This is a genomic window from Pedobacter cryoconitis (genome assembly GCF_001590605.1).
Lineage (GTDB): Bacteria > Bacteroidota > Bacteroidia > Sphingobacteriales > Sphingobacteriaceae > Pedobacter > Pedobacter cryoconitis_A.
Genome location: NZ_CP014504.1, coordinates 3,264,907 through 3,289,144, shown reverse-complemented (window position 1 = coordinate 3,289,144; position 24,238 = coordinate 3,264,907). Strand labels below are relative to the sequence as shown.

The following is a 24,238-nucleotide window of genomic DNA, read 5'->3' as shown; positions in this document are numbered from 1 at the left end:
ATGATAGAATTGTCAACAATACAAGATATTTTTCGGGCGAATATAGAATCTGGGGATCAGGCTGGTATTACCTTTATAGAAGGTGAAAATAAGGAAGAGTATATGTCTTATAAAAAACTCTACATGGAGGCTAGATATATGCTTTATGATCTGCAACAGAAAAACCTTCAGCCTGGTGATGAATTAGTGTTTCAGTTTTTGTCAAATAAAAACTTTCTGATCACATTCTGGGCTTGTATTTTTGGAAAAATAATACCTGTTCCGATTGTATTTGGGATAACTATTGATACCGTAAATAAGGTTAGCAAAGTATGGGAAAGACTTAAAAACCCATATTTAATAACTGATCTGCCCACTTTGAAAAATACCTGGAAAGAACATTTGAAGGATAAATCTGAAGTGTCTGTTGATATAGATAACAGATTCTTGTTGTATGAGGAGAGTACTTATTCAAAACAGGCAACCCCAATTCCTGCTGATTCTTCAGATCTGGTTTTTATTCAATTTTCTTCCGGATCGACTGGATATCCTAAAGGTGTTGAAAACAAACAGGATAGTATTATCTATAATGTAAATACAACATCGTATCACCTGGATATACAAGCTTCGGATAAGCTTCTTGGATGGATGCCGCTGACGCATGACTTAGGCCTGGTACTTTTTCATTTATTTCCCTTGTTAAAGAACGTACCTCAATTTCTGATGCCTCCAATGGTATTTTATACCTATCCAAATTTATGGCTTAAGAGTTTAGCGAGCCATGGTATTACAATTTCTGGCTCTCCAAACTTCGGGTTCAGACATGCGATTGACAACTTTAAGGCCAGCGAACTTCAAGGATTATCATTGAATAAATTGAGAGCGCTGACAAATGGCGCAGAACCGGTTTCTGTTGCTGTTTGCCGGGATTTTGAAAAGATGCTTTTACCTTATGGTGCTGCAAAAGGCGTCATCATTCCAGGGTTTGGAATGGCAGAGGCAGTGTTAGGAGTGTCCTTTTTCTCTCAAAAAGAAGGAATAACAAGGGAATGTAAGCTAAACCGGCATAAACTGAAAGTAGGAGACAAGGTCGAATTTGTAGAAGCCAATTCTCCTGATGCAGTTTCCTTTGCCAATTTGGGACTGTATACACATACCGAAATCAAGATCACAGATAAGGATATGCAATCACTTCCGGAAAATTCGCTTGGCTTAATCCATTTAAGGAGTAAAGCAATTACTTCGGGATTTTATAATGATCCTGAAACGACCCGGAAAACTATTTCTGAAGATGGTTGGCTGAATACTGGCGATTTAGGATTTATTCATAACCAGCATCTGATTATAACTGGAAGGGATAAGGAGATGATTTTGATCAATGGTCAAAATTATTTTCCGCATGATATTGATAATTTGATGGAAGAACTCCCTGAAATACAATTTCAACAAGCTGTAGCGTGTAATGTATTTAATGAAGAAAAATATCAGGACGATATCCTGGTTTTTATGATTTATAAAGGGACAACTCAAGGCTTTATTGTGCTGGAAAATTTGATTAAAAAACATATTGGAGAAAGAACTGGGTTATCTGTCAAAAAAGTTATAGCAGTTGACAAAATTTTAAAAACCACAAGTGGAAAAATTCAGCGGTTTTTATTAGTGGAAGAATATTTACAAGGAAAATATGATGGCTTCATTAAAAAAATAGAGTCTGAAAATGAGGGGATAAAATTAGAATTCAAAAAACTTTCTAAAAGGCAGATAGAAGAAGCAATTCTAAAATTGGTGCGTAATCTATTCGATATACAGGATTTTGCGGTTACTAGTAATTTCTTTGATTTTGGATTGACTTCCATACAATTAACTCATTTGAAAGTCAATATTGAATCCTTCTTATTTGATGAGTTAGACGAGGTTATACTTTTTAAGTATACCAACGTAAAAGACTTGTCTGAGTATCTTTATAAGGATATACTTAATCTCAATACCGTAAATAATACGGAACAAATAGACAGATCACTGTCTAAAAATAGAATGAGACGACTTATTCAACCTTCTTAAGCAATATCCTTTGCTTTTAGATGTCTGTGACATCAAACCAAACAAGTTTTAAAAATACGCTTGTCAAAGAAAATTTGGCATTAATTTCTTGTGGGGGATCTTTTAATAAGAAAAGATAAATTTTAATTAGATTTTTTATTTCCTTAATGTTTCAATAAATGAAAGATAATAACTATACTGGATTCGAGATTGCTGTGGTTGGAATGTCTTGCAGGTTTCCTGGTGCTTCTAATGTTGATGAATTTTGGGAGAATCTCAAAGGTGGTGTGGATTCAATTTCGAGGTTTTCTGATGATGAACTCAGACAATATGGTATATCTGAAGAAGATTTATCAGATCCTAACTATGTAAAGGCTAAGGGAATTATAGAAAATGCGAATTTCTTTGATGCATCATTTTTCGGACTCACTCCAACTGAAGCGAATACGCTTGACCCTCAGATACGGATTTTTTTACAGTGTGCCTACCATGCTTTAGAAGATGCTGGTTATCATTTTGGAAAGGAAAAAAATAATGTTGGGGTTTTTGTTGGGGCCACTCCAAGTATATACTGGCAGGCAGATCATTTGCGAAAAACCGGACACCAGTTTTCCGAACGATTTTCATCAATGCTGCTAACAGATAAGGATTTTATAAATTCAAGAGTTTCCTATTTAATGAATTTACATGGACCAAGCAGCTCAATTTATACTGCATGTTCTACTTCATTGGTAACTATAGATACAGCGCTGCAAAGTTTGTTAACAGGTAAATGTGACATTGCATTGGCAGGCGGGGTTTCTCTTTCTTTACCTTATAAATCTGGATATACCTACAATTCGGCAATGATGATGTCTAAAGATGGGAGTATTTTCCCATTTGACTCAGAAGCAACTGGTACTGTTTGGGGTGATGGGGCAGGGGTTGTAATCTTGAAACGCCTGGAGGATGCTTTGAAAGAAGGTGATAATATCCATGCAGTTATTAAAGGAATTGCCACTAATAACGATGGAAATAGAAAGGTAGGATTTACTGCATATAGTGCTAAAGGACAGGTTGAGGTAATTCGAAATGCACATTCAATGGCAGAAGTTACACCTGGAAGTATCAGTTATATTGAGGGGCATGGAAGTGCCACACCATTAGGAGACAAAATTGAGATAGGTGCTTTAATGGAAGTGTTTCAGGGAGCCGGGGAAGATTACAGTTGTGCATTAGGCAGTGTAAAGGCTAATTTAAGTAACCTTAATGTAGCATCTGGCATGGCTGGCTTAATAAAAGTTTGCTTAATGCTAAAGCACGCTCAAATCCCACCTAGCGTAAATTTTAAATCTCCAAATTCGAAATTAGCAGAATCAGGTAACCTTTTTCATGTGAATGAAAAGTTAACCCCCTGGGAAAATCCTGAATTTCCGCTTAGGGCAGGGATTAGCTCTTTTGGAATTGGAGGAACTAATGTTCACATGGTAGTGGAAAAAGCCCCGCTCAATCAAAAAACTTTTTTTGATGAGAGAAATCAACTGATTTGTCTTTCAGCAAAAACGCCATCAGGATTGAATAGACTTTCGCAAAATTTGTCGGACTTCATCGCAAAAAAAGAATCGGAATTAGCTATCGATAGTTTGGCTTTTACCTTACAAACAGGAAGAGAACATTTTCAGTACAGAAGATTTTTAGTAGTTGAAGAACTCGAAAAATTAACACAGGATCTTGCTAAAGAATACGATTCTGATATGATCAGGGATTCTTTTCCAATCATTATGGTGTTTTCTGGGATAAAAAATCTGCACCTCAATTTTGCAAAGGATCTGTATAGTCATGAGGTATATTTCAGAGATGCACTGGACAACTGTTTTCAAATTTTAAATGAGTTGACCGGAAAGGATTTTAAATCAATTATCTATAGTGAAGATGAGTCTGTGCTTTTGCAGGATTCTCAAATTATCCAAGGTCTGTATTTTTCGTTTCAATATGCTTTGGGAACGCTACTTAATTCTTTGGAAATCAAACCAGATTATATGGTGGGTTATGGAATTGGAGAATATGTAGCTGCATGCTTTGCAGGTGTTTTTAGCCTTAATGATGTGCTTGGAATATTAATAGAAAGAGATCGCCTGCTTAATTCTTCTGCTGCAGATTTGGAAGTGGCATCGCCTGTATTATCTGATGAAATAGGAGCGGCCTCAAAAGGAAATGAACTAAAAGTGTCCTTTGATTTGTCTTCGAAGATGGAGCCGGTTAATGAACAATTTAAAGAAATACTTTCCAGATATGATTTAAAGAAAGCTAATACCCCTATGGTATCGGGCCATACAGGAACCTGGTGTGAAGAATTCGTTTACCAACCTGAGTATTGGGTTAAACATTTATCGGAAACGATAAGCTCAATAGAAAGTCTGGATACTTTGACGACCAGTAGCCCAAATGCTGTATTTCTTAATATTGGAACTGGAGATCATCTTAATTTGTATAAACAACAACTTAATGATTCAAAAGATCATTTAAAGTTTATTGAGGTTTTAAAAAACGACAGTTTAGATTTAATCACGCATACCTTTTTCCTTAAGGCAATCGGAATGCTTTGGAGTTATGGAGGGATTGTTGACTGGAACGCTTACCATTATAGCAATCCTAAGCAGAAAGCCTCCTTACCAACCTATCCATTTGAGGAAAGTTCTTTTAGTCTCCAAATAAGTAAATCGAAAGAAAATCCTTTTAATACAACGAATTTTTTAAGAAATGATGAGCTATCTTCTTGGTTTTACGTTCCGTCGTGGAAGAGAATTCCTCAAATAATAAGTACAGATAACCTTGAACAGAAAACTCAAAATTTACTGATTTTTGGGGGAGAAGAATTTGAGTTGATACAAAATTTTTTGGATCCCTATTTTGATACTGTAATCGTTGTTTCGAACGCGGAGCATTTTGAACGAATTAATGCAAGTCAATATGAACTTAATTATAATGATAAAGATGATTTACTAAAATTATTCTGGCATTTAAGGACTGAAAAAATCGGGGTAGATGCAATCTTTGATTTCACTGATTTCCATGGTGAAATTGCTGTTGACCATAAAAAGTTAACCCGGACAGTTAACTTGGTTCAAGCAGTTTATGAAACTGGTTTCGATCAAAATCAAATTGAATATCTGGCCATATGTAATCAGATGTTTTCTATATTCGGTGAAGAAAAAACAGCTATGTTTGGAGGGGCAATCCTTTCTGCTGTCCATAGTATTCCTAAAGAGTATCCCAATATCAATTGTCGTTTAATTGAAATAGATGACAAGACTTATGGCGCAAATACCCAGCTTTTTTTTAAACAAATAATCAAGGAGTTTAAAGCTGATTCCAAAGCTAAAATAGTTGCTTATCGCGGATTGAACAGATGGACCCAAACTGTAGAATCTTATCCGATCCTTTTGCAGGATTCGGGTGAATCGCGTATAAAAGACCAAGGTACTTATCTATTTATTGACAGTACCGGTGATATAGGTTTTACAATTGCGGAAGGTTTATTAAAAAGTAACCGATTAAATATCATACTAGTTGGGTTTTCGGATATACCTGAAGAGGAAGAATGGGCAGATTGGGTGGAGAATTATGGGCCTGAACATGTAATCAGCAAGAAAATAACCAAAATTTCTGAGTTGAGAAAAGAAGCAGGCTGTCTATTGATCATTCATGCGGATATAACTTCAAAGACTCAAATGACCGCTGTTTTTGAAAAAGCCAAATTAGATTTTGAGCAGATTAATGGTGTTTTTTATGTGAATGATCAAATCACTAAACGTGATCAAACCTCTAAATGTGAGCTAACCAGTAAACGTGATCCGAGTCTGATCAGTGATAAAACACAAAATCAATTTAATGAGGAGATTTCACTGAAAACTGAAGAATTACTACAGTTACAAGAACTTGCAAATAATCAACCAGTAGAATTCGTTATAGTAGTTTCTTCTTTTACTACAGTTTTAGGGGGGGCTGGTATGGTCAGCGAAATGGCAATCAAGCATTTCATTGATTCATTAGTGCTGGACGAAAATAAGCGCAGGGACAATCCTGCTAAGTGGATGGCTTTAAATTTGAGTTATGACACTGTAGAAAAGGCCAGTTTTCAGGAGAATTCACTATTAACCCCATCTGCACTGAAAAGTGGGATTCTGAACAGTTTTATTACTGGTGATGAGGGTGAAGAAGTCTTTAAAAGAATATTATTGGTGAATAATGAGGAGAGTCATATTCTGATTTCTCCTGTTGATTTACCATCCCTAATAGAAGAATCTGTAAATCCAGGTCATGAGGATATTACGGAAGAATTACTTCCTGCTGTAAAAAATACCCGGCCTGTTTTAGCAACACCATATGTAGCACCAAGTTCAGATTTAGAACAAAAATTAGTAGAAATATGGGAAGAAATACTCGGATATACTCCTATTGGAGTACGGGACGATTTTTTCCAGCTTGGCGGAGACTCGTTAAGTATGATCAGATTGATTTCCAGAATTCATAAATTTTTGCGTGTACAAATCTACCTGCAAGAAGCTTTTGAAAATAAAAATATCAGTATGCAGGCTACACTCATACTGGCTGCTCCAAAAGTAAGTTTTGTTCATATAAAATCTGCTCCGGTAAAGATTTATTATCCGCAATCCAGTATCCAAAGGAGGATCTTTATTTTGGATCAGATGAATCCTGGAATGACTGCTTATAATGTTCCTATAGTCTTTAAGGTGATAGGAGATGTTAATATTGAATTATGTGAAAATGTTTTTAGAGAGATCATTAACAGGCATGAAACTTTAAGAACCTCATTTCATTTACTAAATGAAGAGCCAGTCCAAAGAATTCATAAGCAGGTAAACTTTAAAGTAGAAAATATAGAGAATGAGACAGAAAGTTTAGGCCAGCTGATTAATGGTTTTATTCAGGGTTTTGATCTGAGTGTACCCGCTTTAATCAGAGTAGGATTGAAAACAGAGGAACAAGGAATAGCTCACCTGATCATAGATATGCATCATATTGTTACTGATGGAGTTTCCTATGTAAATATAATTCAGGAGTTTATGGCACTATACAATAATCAAAAATTGGAACCTTTAAAGATTCAATACAAAGATTATGTAGAATGGCAACAGAACGGGGAAAGAGAAAATCAATTGAAAGCGCAAGAGGCATTTTGGCTTCATCAGTTTGATAGTATCCCGGATATCCCGAATATCCCAACAGATTTTTCAAGACCTCAGCTTAATAATTTTCAAGGTGCCACGGTAACTTTTGAATTGAACGAGCAAGAGAGTGAAGAGTTAAGAAAAGTTTGTGAAAAACAAGAGGTTACGATGTATACGTTGTTGCTAAGCTCTTTAAATGTACTGATCTCAAAATTATCTGGTCAGGAAGATATCACGGTTGGTACTTCTACAGCCGGTCGTCAGCACATGGATGTTGAAAGATTGATAGGTGTCTTTATTAATACCCTGGCGCTTCGAAACTCTCCTAAAGGTGACCAAAGCTTCGTAGAATTTCTTAATCAAGTGAAAGATAATGTACTGCAATGCTTTGCCAATCAAGATTATTCTTATGAGCAACTGATAGGAGAATTGAATTTAAAACAAGATTTAAGTCATAATCCTCTATTCGATATCATGTTCGAATACTATAATTTTAATTTGTCAGAATTCGGCTCCGAAGACATGCATTTATCACATGTTGAACATGCAAATACGAGTTCCAAATTAGATTTGTCATTCCGCGTTTTGGAGAAAGAAAACAATTATGTTTTTCATCTGGATTATAGAACAGAGCTGTTTAAAAAAGAAACCATTGAAAGATTCGTAGCCTACTATAAGAATATTTTAAAAGCAGTAGTGCAAAATATTGAAGTTGGGCTATGTGATATTGATATTCTGACTACTAAAGAAAAAGAGCTGTTAATGAATCAGTATAATGACACCTCATTACCCTATTCAAGAGACACAAATCTGATTGCTCTATTTGAACATGAAGTGAAGTTACATCCAGACCGGATTGCTGTAAGTGATGGGAAGAAAGAGCTTACTTATAAGGAGTTAAATGAACAAGCTAACAAAGTAGCCAATTATCTGATCTCTGAGCGTATTGTACCTGGAAATATGGTAGGCTTGTTGTTTGAGCGCTCATTAAATATGATCGTGAGCATTTTAGGTGTATTAAAAGCAGGCGGCGGTTACTTACCAATAGATCCAAGCCTTCCGGAACAACGCATCAGCTACATGTTGAATCATAGCAGGGCTGCTTTTTTACTTTCGCAAAATGAATTCTTAGAAATGCACACTGCCTACCTTCCAACTCAGGCAATTGATTCCCCTAAAATAGAGTTTCAAAGTGTCGCTAATGCGGGGATTGAAATTCAACCTGCAGATCTTGCGTATTGTATATTTACTTCGGGTTCCAGTGGCAATCCAAAAGGGGTGATGATGAATCATCGAAGTGTAATCAATTTGGTGAAGGGGCTGGAAGAAAAAGTTTACAGCGCTTATGAAGGTAAGATTTTGAAAGTTGCGCTATTGGCTTCATTTTCTTTTGATGCCTCGGTACAGCAAATCTATGGTAGTTTATTACAAGGACATAGTCTTTACATTGCTGATGACGAAAGTCGTCGTGATGGGGCGAAATTAAGATCCTTCTATGAAAGAAATAGTATTGATGTATCTGATGGTACTCCGACTCATCTCCGGCTGTTGCTTGATGCCTTAGGGAAAAATACTTCAGTGGGTAAGTTTTCATCATGGATATTAGCAGGAGAGACCTTACCAAAAGAATTTGTTAAAGAATTTTATAGTAAAGTAGGCGATAAAGTACAATTGTATAATTTTTATGGTCCGACTGAGACCTGTGTTGATTCAACAAGTTACAAAGTTGAGAGAGAGCGTCTGGAAGATTATCCTTTTATACCTATAGGAAAGCCTCTGCCTAATGAACGCGTCTATATCACAGATACTCATGGTGGTTTGGTTCCAGCGGGTGTGATTGGTGAGTTATGTATTGCAGGAGATGGCCTTGCAAAAGGTTATGTCGGGGATCAAACAACGAGTTCAGAAAAATTCCGTAGCGGTTGGGTTATAGGAGAAGAAAGAGTCTATCGTACAGGTGATATGGCCAGATGGCTGCCAGATGGAAACCTGGAATATCGCGGCAGGATAGATAATCAAGTGAAATTGAGGGGATATCGTATAGAATTATCAGAGATAGAACATCATTTAAGTACACATGCTGAAATCAATCACTGTGTGGTAGAATTTAAAGCATATGAAAATGAAAAATGTTTAGTCGCCTATTACGAGTCGGCTGTAGAGTTACAGGTTTCTGATCTACGCTATCATTTAGCGCAGCGTCTGCCGGACTACATGATACCATCTTATTATATGCAGATGAATCAATTACCTTTTACTGCCAATGGGAAGATAGATCGGAATGCTTTACCAGATTATGAGTTAAAAGTTGCGGATAATTATACTCCCCCTTCTACTGAAACCGAAGAAAAGCTGGTTAAGATTTGGGCAGATGTACTCAAACGCGATGTAGCTACGATTGGGATCAATAACAATTTTTTTGACTTAGGAGGGCAATCTTTAAAGTTGGTGTTTTTAGCGAACAGAATAAGGGAAACATTTAAACTATCCATAAGTTTAATCAAACTTACCTCTCTGAAAGATATCCAGGAGTTGGCAAAAGAAATAAATTCTGGTATTGAGGTTGATTATTTTAAAATTCAAAAAGCAGATGAAATGGATTTTTATCCATTGTCTTCTGCACAGAAACAGTTCTATTTTTTAAATCAGCTCAATAGAAATTCAACAGTATATAACCAACCTCAGGCCTTTACAATTAATGGCCCCGTTGACAGGGAAAAAATCAAGGATATTTTCCATCGGATAATTAAGCGTCATGAGATTTTCAGGACACGTATTCAATTAGTCAATGATTCGCCCGTACAATATGTTTTAGAAGAAGCGTCTTTTGAATTGGAATACTTTAATTCTTCCTTAGAAAAGAGTGCGGAAATTATTACAGAATTTATTCGGCCATTTAATTTGCATACGGCTCCATTATTACGGGCAGGCCTTATTCGTATTAATGAAGAAACACATATTTTAATCACTGACAGACATCATATCGTTTCCGATGGAGTTAGTTTGGGAATCTTTCTTCGTGATTTTATTTCTCTATACCAGGGAAAGGAGCTTTCTCCCATTGAATTGCAATATAGAGATTATGCTGTATGGCAGGAAAGTGAAGTCTATCAAAAGAATCTGGAAAGTCAAAAACAATTCTGGAATGGTGTGTTTGAAACGCCTCCTTCCATACTTGCCTTACAGACAGATTACGAACGTCCGGTTGTACCGACCTATCACGGTGCTCAAATTGATTTTGTTTTTGAGTTAGCACAAACCAAAATTTTAAACAACCTGGCAAAGTCATTAGGGGTTACCTTATTTTCTGTAGTCCTTGGGATTTTTAAGATCCTTCTATACAAAGTTACGGGGCAAAAAGACTTAATTATAGGTACTCCGGTTTCGGGCCGGAGGGATACAGAGATCGAAAATATTATGGGGGTTTTTATTAACATGTTAGCCCTAAGAAATGATATTGAAGATCATGGCAATCTATACGACTTTATAAAACAAGTTCATCAAAGCGTTATGCTAGGCTTAGAGCATCAGGATTATCCCTATGAAAAATTAATCAATGACCTGGGTATTGCCAGAGATTATAATCGCAATAGCCTGTTCGATGTGATGTTCGTGTACAAAAATGAAGAGCCAATAGAATTGAAATTGTCGGATCTGCAACTTGAAACATACGTGCTTGGTTCGGACACTTCACAAATGGATTTGATTTTGCATGTTAATGCTACTGAAAACAAGATACAATTAGGGTTTCAATATGCAAAAGATTTGTTTCAGCGATCCACTATTGAAAATTTCGTTAAATATTTTAAGCAAATAACTAATCAGGTAATTTTAAATATCCCTATCGCAGCAATAAACCTGCTGGGAACTGACGAAATCAATCAATTAAGAAAGTTCAATACCTCTGAAATCTCGTTTGAGATCAAAGAGAATATTGTGGAATTATTTGAGAAACAGGTTCTGATGTTTCCGGATAGAAATGCAGTGGTATACAATGGAATAAATCTAAGTTATCAAGAGCTCAATGAACAGAGCAATCAACTAGCTGCATATCTTATTGAACAAGGTGTGGTAAAAGGAGATATTATAGGACTGTTGCTGGATAGATCTGCAGATATAATGATAGGGATTCTGGGGATACTGAAAAGTGGTGCGGCTTATCTGCCTATTGATTTCAAGTTACCTTTTGAACGGATTAACTATATGCTGGAATCCTGCAATTCTAAATTGTTATTGGGGCATAAAGAACATCTGGATAGATTTAAGGATGTTATAGCTACACATGATATTCATGCTTCTTCAATTAAAGTACAGGAAAATTATAATTTAAGTATTCGGCGCAATTCTTCCGATCTGGCCTATTGTATTTTTACTTCAGGTTCAACAGGTGCTCCTAAAGGCGTATTAATGGAAGATAGCAGCGTAGTGAATTTGGCAGCAGGATTATCCGCTACTGTTTACAAAGGCCTTGATTCTGGATTAAATGTAGGATTAATAGCTGCTTATAGCTTTGATGCTTCATGTCAGCAAATATTTGGTGCATTATTGAATGGTCACAGCCTGTATATCTGTCAGGAAAATGAACGGATGGATGGGAATGAGTTGTATAACTTTTATAAGAAACACAGGATTAATGTAAGTGATGGTACTCCGACACATTTCAGTATGTTTCTGAGAAGTCTTAAAGGGAAGATAGAATTACCAGATTTTAAAGTTTGGTTATTAGCAGGAGAAGCTTTACCAAAGGAACTTGTGCAGGAATTCTATACCTATTCAATGACAGAAAATATGACGTTGTACAATTTGTACGGACCTACTGAAACCTGTGTGGATTCTACTTATTATCGAATAGACACTGCAGATTTAGATAAATTTAAAGCCATACCAATTGGCCGCCCATTGCCAAATGAAAGAATCTATATAGTCGACGAGTTGGGCAATTCTGTTCCGCAAGGTGTCATTGGTGAACTTTGTATAGCTGGGGCTGGTCTTGCCCGTGGTTATATCGGAAATGGTATTGAAAACAAGAAGTTTATAGCAGACTGGATAAAGGGAGAAGAACGGGTTTATAGAAGTGGAGATTTGGCATATTGGCTTCCAGATGGTAATATAGCCTACAAAGGCCGGATTGATAACCAAATTAAACTGCGCGGATATCGTATTGAGCCAGGAGAAATTGAACATGCACTATCGGCTCACGAAGCTGTACTAGAGGGAGTTGTTTCCCTGAAAAATATAGAAGGTGAAAGTTATTTATCAGCGTATTATTTAGCTGATCAAAACTTAGATGGTGAGTTGCTCAGAGAATATCTAAGCCGTATTCTTCCTGAATACATGGTTCCTTCATTTTATATCCAATTAGACAAGATGCCCTTGACAACTAATGGCAAGCTGGACAGAGATGCATTACCAATTCCAGACAGAGTGAATAAGGAGCTGTATGTAGGTGCATCTTCCAAAACAGAAAGAGAAGTAATCGGGATTTGGGCAGAGGTCTTAAAGATTGACCCATCAGCTATTAGTATTACGCAAAGTTTTTTACAGTTAGGCGGAAATTCGATTATGGCAATTCAAATAACCAATAAAATAAAAAGAGAATTTAACATAGAAATAAAACTCGTAGAGATCTTTCAAAAAAATACAGTTGTACAACAGGCTAATTTTATTGATGCATCTGTATGGATAAATGAAGCAAACCCATTACCAAAAATGGGTAGCAGGGAAATCAATATTTAAGCGTGATTTCTAAACACAGTCCAATTTTTAATCTTAAATAATTGTTAATATGACATATAATTCTAACATAATCGCTGAACTATCATTACAGCAGGCCCGGTATTTAAAACGCGATAAAGGGGTTGCGCTTTTTATGAGAGTTGAGTTAGAAATGAATAATCCTGATGTTGTTGCTTTAGAAAAAGCAATAGCATTCTTTGTAAAAAGGCACGAAAGTCTGAGAACTATATTTCCATTGATTGATGGTGAATTTAAACAAGTGATTCTCCCTGCAGATGAGAGGTTCGCTTTAGAATTTATTGATACCAATACATTGCATAAATCTTATGAAGAAATCAGAACTGAATATTTTGAAAATGCAGGAGTATGGTTTGTTGATAAGCAAAAAGATCCACTAACCAGGTTTTTCTTGTTCAAGTTAGCAGGGGAGAAATATATGTTTCTTTTTTTAGTGGACCACATTAGTTGTGATGACTGGTCGATGGAAAAGATCATCAAGAAAGAACTCATGACGTTCTATCAATGCTACAGTGATGGAGGTGAGCCAGATATTCAACCATTGAAGATACAATTAAGAGACTATGCCGAACAGCGGAAAACATGGATCAGTGAAAAAGGAGAAGAATTAAAAAAATATTGGAAAGCCAAAACATCAGGGTATGACTATATTTTTAATATAAGCGACTTTTATGAGGGATATTTTTTGAGAAATAATCAAAGGTTATTAGCAGAAAAAACAATCGGGAAAGCAGAGACTCAAAAGGAATTATTCGCGATATATGATCATCCCCAGGCACTTTTATATACGACTAAAATTTCTGGTCAACACTTTAATGCCATCACAGCATTTGCGAAAAATAATAACTGTACCATATCATCTATTATTTATGCAAGTTTGTCCATTTTATTATATTCTTATACTGGTAAACGCAAAACATTAATTGCGGCTATTATCGCTGACAGATTTGTTTCTGAAAACCAGCTGATCATAGGGAATTTACTTGGCGAAGCTTATTTCACCGGAGAATTTTCTGACCGCCTGGTTATCAATGATGTTATCGATCAAACATTTTATGATATACTTACCAATTGTCAAAACCTGATTATCAATTATGACTATCTGGATTTGGATAGGGCAGAACTTCGGGCGAGTTGCGATATGGTGGTAAATTATATTAAATATTATGAAAACCTACCCGACATTACGGAGATACAGGAAAACCATATTGATACAGATATTAATCATTATCCTTTAAAAAATACGGCATGCGAATATGACAACGGTTTTATTTTATACTGGAAGTATAATAAACTTCTGTTTGATAAAGAACTGATAGAAGATATCGTAGAATGCCATCAAAATATTCTTGAATTTATGATTAAGAATGATGATAAAACAATAGGAGAACTGAAGAACTATCTCAAGGCGAAAGCCACTACCACGATATAATTTTTAGACAAAAGAACCACATTTCAAAATATACTGATTTTCAATCTACATACCTATACCTATGCAACAAAGCCTGGAAGAACTATTATTAAAACTTAAAAAGCTTGATATAAGCATTAAAATTGTTGAAGAGAACCTGAAAATAACGGTTCCTGAAGATTTTGACAATCCTGATGTTATTTTAGAATTGAAGAACAATAAGAGTCTTATAATCGATTATTTAAAGAATCTAAGGAAATCAAATACGACCACAAGACAAATACCTAAAGCTGCTGATAAAGAATATTACCCATTAGCTTCATCCCAATTAAGATTATTTCTGCTAAACCAGATAGATAAGTCGTCTTTAGCTTATAACCAAACCGGGGTTTTAAAGATAGACGGAGCAGTGAGTTATGAAAAACTTACGCATGTTTTTAAATCGCTAATAGAGCGGCACGAATGTTTCCGAACGAGTTTTAGCTTAGATCAATATAATAAACCACACCTGAAAGTGATGTCCGATGTCCATTTTGAGATTGAACATCTTAGAATGGATTCTGATATGGAATCTCTCATCCATAAATTCATCAGAACTTTTGATTTAAAGAATCCACCTTTGCTTCGGGTTGGAGTAGTCCAGGTGGATAACACACATTTCATCTTGTTAGATATGCACCATATCGCTTCTGACGGGATGTCTCTGCAAATATTAATGAAGGAATTTTCTCAGCTCTACAGAGGCAATAAATTACCAGCATTAAAAAGGCAATATAAAGATTATTCTGAGTGGCTCTCCAGCAATGATTACCAGATTTCTGTGCAAAGTCAAAAGGAATTCTGGATCAGGGAGTTTGCTATTGATTACAGTCCTTTAGAGTTGCCTTATGATTTTCCAAGACCAAAAGAAAAGACATTTAAAGGGCGCGTAGCAAAATTTAATATGTCTGATAAAGAAAGGCATGCATTAAATGAAATCAGCAAGAAATACAATACAACTCTCTATAGCATATTATTAGGGGTTTATGGTATACTATTATCAAAACTAAGTGGAAATGCTGATCTGGTTATTGGTACGTTGGTAGCTGGAAGAAAGCATGATGATCTTGAAGGTATAGTAGGAATGTTTGCTAAAACATTAGCGTTGCCTGTAAGTCTGAATGATGATTCGGGTTTTAACGTTTATATACAACAACTGCACGAAAGATTGCTCAACTGTCTTGACAACGATGATTATCCATATGAAGAGTTAATAAACGATTTACGTATAGAGCGGGATCCTGGTCGTAATCCATTATTTGATTGTTTATTTGTATTACAGAATATCAGACAAGAGTCTTTTGAAATTGAAGATACAAATATCGAAAGATTCCAGTTTGAGTCAACAACTGCTAAATTTGATCTGACATTAGAAGCAACTGAAGATGCTGCTGGATTAAGCTTTGACCTGGAATATTCTACTGATCTTTTTACAACTGTTACGATTGAAAGATTTATTGGTTTCTACAAAGCGTTATTGCAACAAGTCATAGAAAACCAGGAGATATCTTTATCCGGACTATCATTGCTTTCGAAATCGGAAGAAAATGATATTATAAAGCTTAACAATGCTGTTGAAATTGCCTATCCAAAGGATTGCACTGTTGTTGAGCTATTTGAAAGACAGGTACAAAAAAGTCCGGATTCGATAGCAGTTGTTTATGAAGGGGATACTTTAACCTATGCTGAGCTAAATAATCTGTCAAATATTCTGGCCAGTGAACTGCGGTCAAAAGGTATAGGCAGAGATGATATCGTGGGTCTTTTTACAGACAAAAACCTGTACACGGTTGTAGGTATGTTAGGAATATTGAAATCCGGGGGCTGTTATTTGCCTTTGGATCCAAGCTATCCTGAAGGCCGGATAAATTATATGCTGGAGGACAGTAAAATAACGATCATGGTTACTGATGCAAAACATGAGACTGCCATAGCGAAGAACATTCAAAAGATCTTATTAGAAGATATTACAGGAGCAGCTCAGGAAGTGCCAAATCCAGCCAGGATCAATGAGCCTTCAGACTTATGTTATATCATTTATACCTCTGGAACTACAGGTAATCCTAAAGGGGTTATGATTGAGCATGAAAACGTAGTAAGGCTAATGTATAACGATGGATTTCAGTTTGATTTCGGGGAAAATGACGTATGGACTATGTTCCATAGTCACTGTTTTGATTTTAGTGTATGGGAAATGTATGGCGCTTTATTATATGGCGGTAAAGTAATCATCATTTCACAAGCAATTGCAAGGGATCCTGCTCAATATATACAGGTACTTAAGCAGCACAAGGTGACGGTATTGAACCAAACCCCGACATCATTCAATAACCTGGTAGAAGAAATTGGCAGAAAAGACATAGAATTAAATGATTTGCGCTATGTTATTTTTGGAGGTGAGGCTTTGGTTCCTTCGAAGTTGAAATCCTGGCAACAGCAATATCCCGAAGTGCTATTGGTCAATATGTACGGAATTACTGAAGTGACTGTTCATGCCACCTATAAAGAGATCGGGAAAAAGGAGATCGACGATAATATAAGTGATATTGGTAAACCGATTCCAACAACATCATTGTATGTATTGGACAAAAATAAAAAGCTGGTCCCACAAGGTATAACTGGTGAGATCTATGTAGGGGGAGCGGGGATAAGCAGGGGATATCTGAATAATGAGGCATTGACCAGAACCCGTTTTTTTGATAATCCTTATCGTAAAGGAGAGCGTTTTTATCGTTCCGGAGACTTAGGCCGATTACTGGAAAATGGCGATTTGGAGTATCTGGGAAGAATAGATGATCAGGTACAGTTAAAGGGTTTTAGAATAGAATTGAAAGAAATAGAGCAACAGTTGCTTCGCCACGAATCCATCAGTAATGCTTTAGTGATCAACCGTGATTCAGAAGACGGGCATCCTTATTTATGTGCTTATTATATAGCAGATGAGGCTTTGGAGGTTTCTGTTCTTCGCTCACATTTGGGAGAACATTTACCAGCTTATATGATTCCTTCCTATTTTATTAAAATGGAGGAATTTCCATCGACCGTTAACAATAAAATAGCGGTTTCAAAATTACCGGCACCAGATAAAGAGTTATCAGCAGGGAGCTATGTGGCTCCAGGTACAGAAGAGGAGTCTTTATTAGCCCAGATCTGGGAAGAAGTATTGGGCATGAAACCAATTGGTATCCGGGATAATTATTTCAGTTTGGGAGGAGATTCCCTCAAGGCGATCGGATTAATATTCAATATCAATAACAAGCTTAATACCTCACTGACCATAGCAGATCTGTATTCTTATCAAACCATAGAGGATTTGGCTGTAAGAGTAACAGATTCGAAAAAAGATGAGGAAAGCGAGCGGATATTTGAAGCAGCACGACAAGAACTTCAGCTGTTCCAGGAGACCTATAAACAGGAATACAATTTTCTGGATTCGTATGCACAAGTCTACCCAATGAACGGGGTGGAAAAAGGGATGGTTTTCCTCTCCTTAAAAGCTAAAGCCAGCAATATTCATGAAATTGTTTATCACGAGCAAAATATATATGATTGTCCGGTTAAAGATTTTGATTTCGGTTTATTTAAAAATGCGGTGGATTTAATGATTGTAAAACATACCACCTTACGTAAGGTCTATGATTTGGAACACTTTGCCCATATCATTATGAAGGAGGTAAATCCCGAAGTTAATTTTATAGATATACGTCACCTGGATAAAAAAGATCAGGAATTGTTTGTAGAGAATAAACTGTTGGAAGAGAAGATGAAAATGACGAACCTTTCATTTTCCTTATTGTGGCGTATAAACATGATAAAGATTAGGGATGATTTCCAGTATTTACTGTTCGATTTTCATCATTCCCTGTTCGATGGCTGGAGTTTATCATCATTCCTGACGGAACTATTAAACATATATTCCATTTTATCTAAAGATAAGGGCTTCGTTCCACAACCTTTACAAAGCACTTATGAAGATCAGATTGTTGGAGAATTGGCAGCGGCAAAGCGTGAAGCTTCCATTCAATATTGGAAAGAAGAGTTAGCTGGTTATACCCGTTTTGAATTGCCATCTACCGGAGCAGCACATGAATTCAGAAAAGAGTGGTCTGATTTTGGGAAAGATTTTAGAATCGAATTGGAGCAAGTAGCATTACAATATAATACAAGCTTTAAACACTTGTGTTTTGCCGCATATATTTACACTTTAAACATGCTAAGTTATGAGGACGACATCACAGTCGGTGTAGTCACCAATAACAGGCCATTGACTCCTGATGGGGACAGAATACTAGGTTGCTTTTTAAATACCATTCCTTTCAGAGCAAAGATTGCAGCAGACTTAACCTGGGGAGGCTATATTGACTATATAGAAAACAAACTCAGAAAATTAAAATATCACGAAAAAGTTCCTTTTTATAAAATATTAGAGCTTACAGACGAACCATCAGGTCAGAATAACCCTGTTTTTGATGTTGCTTTTAATTACACAGATTTTAGAATTTATGAGGAGATAGAAGAGGTTGAATCCTTAATAAAACCAGAAGAATTTAAAGCATCGGGTTTTTATCTGAATAACAATACCAGCATAGATTTTCATATTTATGCTGATAACAATGATTTTCACCTGACCCTGACACATTCGGCCGCTGTTTTTAACGAAGAGCAGATAGGTAAACTTGCTGGCTATTTTAAATCAGTCCTGAATCAGTTTATAAATAGTGCCGATGAAATGCTGGACAAGAATTCAATATTGCCAGAAGCAGATAAAGTAAAATTGTTAGCGGCGACTTCACTTATTGACATTGCTTATCCAAAGGATTGTACTATTGTTGATTTATTTGAAAGACAAGTACAAAATCGTCCGGATTCGATAGCAGTTGTTTATGAAGGAAATAGTTTAACCTATGTTGAGCTAAATAATCTGTCAAATATTCTGGGCAATGAACTGCGGTCAAAAGGTATAGGCAGAGATGATATTGTAGGTCTTTTTACGGATAAAAACCTGTACACGGTTGTAGGTATGTTAGGAATATTGAAATCCGGGGGTTGTTATTTACCTCTGGATCCAAGCTATCCTGAAAGCCGGATAAATTATATGCTGGAGGATAGTAAAATAACAATCTTGGTCACTGATGCAAAGCATGAGGCTACCATAGCGAACACCATTCAAAAAATCTTATTAGAAAATATCACAGGAGCAGCTCAGGAAGTGCCAAATCCAGTCAGGATCAATGAGCCTGCAGACTTATGTTATATCATTTATACCTCTGGAACTACAGGTAATCCTAAAGGAGTTATGATTGAGCATGAGAACGTGGTAAGGCTGCTATGTAATGATGGGTTTCAGTATAATTTCGGTGAAAATGATGTTTGGACCATGTTCCATAGTCACTGCTTTGATGTGAGTGTATGGGAAATGTATGGCGCGTTATTCTACGGCGGTAAAGTGATCATCATTCCACAATCCGTTGCAAGAGACCCTGCTCAATATATAGAAGTGCTTAAGCAACATAAGGTGACGGTATTGAACCAAACTCCAACAGCATTTAATAGTCTGATGGAGGAGATTGGCCGGAAGGATGTAGAATTACTCGATTTGCGTTATGTTATTTTTGCAGGAGAGGCGCTAACTCCTTTAAAATTGAAGTCATGGCAACAGCAGTACCCTGACGTGGTATTGGTCAATATGTACGGGATTACTGAAGTAACTGTTCATACCACCTATAAAGAGATCGGGAAAAAGGAGATTGACGAAAATATAAGTGTTATCGGTAAGCCGATTCCAACAACATCATTGTATGTATTGGATAAAAATAAAAAGCTGGTCCCACAAGGTATAACTGGTGAGATCTATGTAGGAGGAGTGGGGATAGGAAGGGGTTACCTGAATAATGAAGCGTTGACAAAAAGCCGTTTTTCGGAAAATCCTTATCGCAAAGGAGGCCGTTTTTACCGTTCCGGAGATTTGGGCCGTTTATTGGAAAATGGAGAGCTGGAGTATTTAGGAAGAATAGATAATCAGGTACAATTAAAGGGCTTTAGGATCGAATTAAGGGAAATAGAGCATCAGCTGCTTCGCTATGAAGCTATCAATAATGCTTTAGTGATCAAGCGGGATTCAGAGGATGGTCATCCTTATTTATGTGCTTATTATATAGCAGATGAGACTTTGGAAGTTTCTGTTCTTCGCTCACATCTGGGAGAACATTTACCAGCTTATATGATCCCATCCTATTTTATTAAAATGGATGAATTTCCATCGACCGTTAACAACAAAATAGCAATTTCAAAATTACCGGCACCAGATAAGGAGTTATCGGGAAGCAATTATGTGGCCCCGGTTACAGACGAGGAGTCATTAATGGCCCAGATCTGGGAAGAAGTATTGGGCATGAAACCAATTGGTATCCGGGATAATTATTTTAGTTTGGGAGGAGATTCCCTGAAGGCGATCGGATTAATTTTTAATAGCAATAACAAGCTCAATACCTCACTAACTATAGCAGATCTGTATTCCTATCAAACAATAGAAGAGTTGACGCTGAGAGTCCTGGATTCAAAAAAAGATGAGGAAAGCGAGCGGATATTTGACGCAGCACGACAAGAACTTCAACTGTTCCAGGAGAACTATAAGCTAGAACACAATTTTCTGGATTCTTATGAACAAGTGTATCCGATGAATGGAGTAGAAAAAGGGATGGTCTTTGAATATCTGAAAACTACCCCAGAAAATATTCATGAAATTATTTACCACGAGCAGAACATGTATGATTATCCTGCTAAGGATTTTGATTTTGGATTGTTTGAAGACGCTATGGATTTAATGATTGCAAAGCATACGACTTTGCGTAAGGTATATGATTTAGATTGCTTCGCTCATGTTATTATGAAGGAAATAGATCCTGAAATTAATTTTATTGATATACGCCACCTGGACAAGAAAGATCAGGAACTCTTTATAGCGAAGAAAATGCTGGAAGAGAAAATGAGAATGACGAGTATGTCATTTTCGTTATTGTGGCGTATAAATATCATAAAGATTAGGGATGATTTTCAGTATTTGCTATTTGATTTTCATCATTCCCTGTTCGACGGATGGAGCTTATCGTCATTCCTGACGGAACTATTAAATATGTACACAGTTTTATCTAAAGACAGGGCTTTCATTCCACAACGTTTACAAAGTACCTATGAAGATCAGATTGTCGGAGAATTGGCAGCAGCAAAGCATACAGCTTCCATTCAATATTGGAAAGAAGAGCTGAATGGTTATACCCGTTTTGAATTGCCATCTACCGGAGCAACACATGAATTTATAACTGATGTGTTTGAATTAGGTCTTGCGTATAGAAATGAATTGGAGGAAGTGGCATCAAGATATAATACGAGCTTTAAACATTTGTGTTTTGCCGCCTATATTTACACACTGAACATGCTAAGTTATGAGGATGACATCACTGTCGGTGTAGTCACTAATAACAGGCCTTTGACTCCTGATGGGGAAAAATTACTAGGTTGTTTTTTAAATACCATTCCTTTCAGAGCACAGATTCCAGAAGGCTTAACCTGGGGAGGCTATATTGACTTTATAGAAAACAAGCTTAGAAAACTAAAGTATCATGAAAGAGTTCCTTTTTATAAGATACTAGAGCTTACAGAAGAACCATCAGGTCAGAATAATCCTGTTTTTGATGTTGTTTTTAATTATCTGGACTTTAAGATATTTGAAGAGCGCGATGACTACGATGCGACTATTGATTTAGAAGAAAACTCATTATCTGAATTTTATCTTAATGAACATTTTCCTATTGGCTTCCACATAGAAGCACATGAGCTTAAGCAAGGACGCGGAAGTGTTTATAATAAAAGTTTCAGGTTGTTGTTAAGGTACTCTAAGGCCATTTTTAGTGAAAAACAAACAAAGAGAATGGCAGATCATTTTAAAGCGATCCTGGATCAGTTTTTACATCACGAATCAGAATTGGTATCTAAAGAAACGATAACGCTGCTCGAAAAGGAGGATTATGCGCTGTTAAGTGAATTTAATGCAACAGAAGTAACCTATGAAAGTGCTAAGACAGTATTAGATTTATTCTCAGCACAAGTTCAGCTAACTCCGGAAAATATTGCAGCTGTTTTTGAGGATAAAAAACTAAACTATAGCGAATTAGATCGCATTTCAAATCAGTTGTCCCATCTTTTGATAGCAAAAGGGGTTGTAAGTGATTCTTTAGTTCCGATATGTTTAGATCAGTCAATCGAGATGATTATTGGGATTTTAGGGATTTTGAAAGCTGGCGGTGCCTACGTTCCTATAGATCCGAAGTATCCTCAAAACCGGATAAATTATGTATTGGAAGATACAAAACCAGTAATCGTCCTTACTTCAAGCAATTACCAGGATCTGTTTAACGATATAGCCGCTTTAAATCTTGATGATAAATCTATATATGAGCAATGGCCTGCATCTTCTGCAAACGTAAGTATACCACAAGAATCACTGGCCTATGTTATTTATACTTCTGGTACGACTGGTATTCCCAAAGGAGTAATGAACCAGCATGATGGGATTTATAACCGGTTGATGTGGATGCGTAGTTATTTAGATGTAACGGCGGCTGATGTTATTTTACAAAAAACAACTTTTTGCTTTGATGTCTCTGTATGGGAACTGCTGCTTCCTTTAACAACTGGAGCCAGAATGATATTTATAATACCGGAAGGCAATAAAGACCCAGCTTATTTATGGAATTTAATTTGTACCGAAAACATTTCTATAACACACTTCGTACCTTCCATGTTGTCGGCATTTCTATCAAGTTTTAAAGCAGCTGAAAGCAATAACTTACGCGCAATTATAGCGAGTGGAGAAGAATTGAAATTAGCTGTGGTCAAAGATTTTAAGGCTATTTTCCCAGACGTTAAACTGTATAATTTATACGGACCTACAGAAGCTGCGATAGATGTCACAGCAGTAGAGCTTAGCGCTTATGAAACAAGGGTCACTATAGGAAAGCCAATAGCAAATACGCAAATCTATATCGTTGACAATAAGAATAACATTCAGGCTACTGGAGTTTGTGGTGAGCTGTTAATTGGTGGAGTTCAGGTATCCAGAGGGTATTTGAATAAATCAGAATTGACATCACAAAAGTTTATAGATAATCCATTTGATAAAAATGATAAGTATAAGCTGTATAAAACAGGAGATATAGGTCGCTGGCTTTCTGACGGAAGTATAGAGCTGCTAGGTAGAATTGATGATCAGATAAAGATCAGGGGATTCAGGGTGGAGCTTGGAGAAATTCAGAATCAGCTACTCAATCATCCCGACATTAGCGAATCAATCGTATTATATCAACAGAGTAAGGGGAATCATTTTCTAGTAGGATATTATGTTTCAAAATTCGAATTAAGCGCTTTAGAATTGCAGAATCACTTAAGACAACATTTACCGGATTATATGGTACCGTCGGCATATCTGCATTTAGCTGTTCTTCCTTTAACTGCGAATGGAAAAGTCAATAAGGCGAGCCTTCCACTACCTGATTTAATGGTAGAGCGTGAGTTCATTGCCCCTTCAAATGACTTAGAAGAAACCCTGGCAACAATTTGGGCTGAGGTACTCGGTTTAGAAAAAGAAAAGATCAGTGTTAATAGTAGTTTCTTTGATTTAGGTGGACATTCTCTGCTTGCAGTGCTTTTGGTGAATAAGATAAACCAGGTATTTGATATGAACATATCCTTCAGGACTTTCTTTAAGAATCCCTACATACAAGGAGTAGCCTCATACATCGCATCAGTAAACGTAGAAAGTATCAACGAAGTATAATTTATAAAATTT

The 24,238-nt window shown here is 36.4% G+C and carries 4 protein-coding genes; all 4 read left to right on the top strand.

The genetic code is table 11. The features are described from left to right. Positions 1 to 2,040, top strand: coding sequence for a non-ribosomal peptide synthetase (locus AY601_RS13630; RefSeq protein ID WP_068402000.1), 2,040 nt, complete (start codon positions 1 to 3; stop codon positions 2,038 to 2,040). A 158-nt stretch (positions 2,041 to 2,198) separates the two neighbouring features. After that, positions 2,199 to 12,926, top strand: coding sequence for a non-ribosomal peptide synthetase (locus AY601_RS13625; RefSeq protein WP_068401998.1), 10,728 nt, complete (start codon positions 2,199 to 2,201; stop codon positions 12,924 to 12,926). Between the two features lie 49 nt (positions 12,927 to 12,975). Further along, complete coding sequence (locus AY601_RS13620) at positions 12,976 to 14,376, top strand: condensation domain-containing protein (RefSeq protein WP_068401996.1); 1,401 nt, start codon at positions 12,976 to 12,978, stop codon at positions 14,374 to 14,376. 61 nt (positions 14,377 to 14,437) lie between these two features. Further along, positions 14,438 to 24,226 carry a non-ribosomal peptide synthetase gene (locus tag AY601_RS13615; protein WP_068401994.1) on the top strand — a complete coding sequence of 3,263 codons (9,789 nt, stop codon included), beginning with the start codon at positions 14,438 to 14,440 and terminating at the stop codon, positions 24,224 to 24,226. Positions 24,227 to 24,238: the final 12 nt, after the last annotated feature.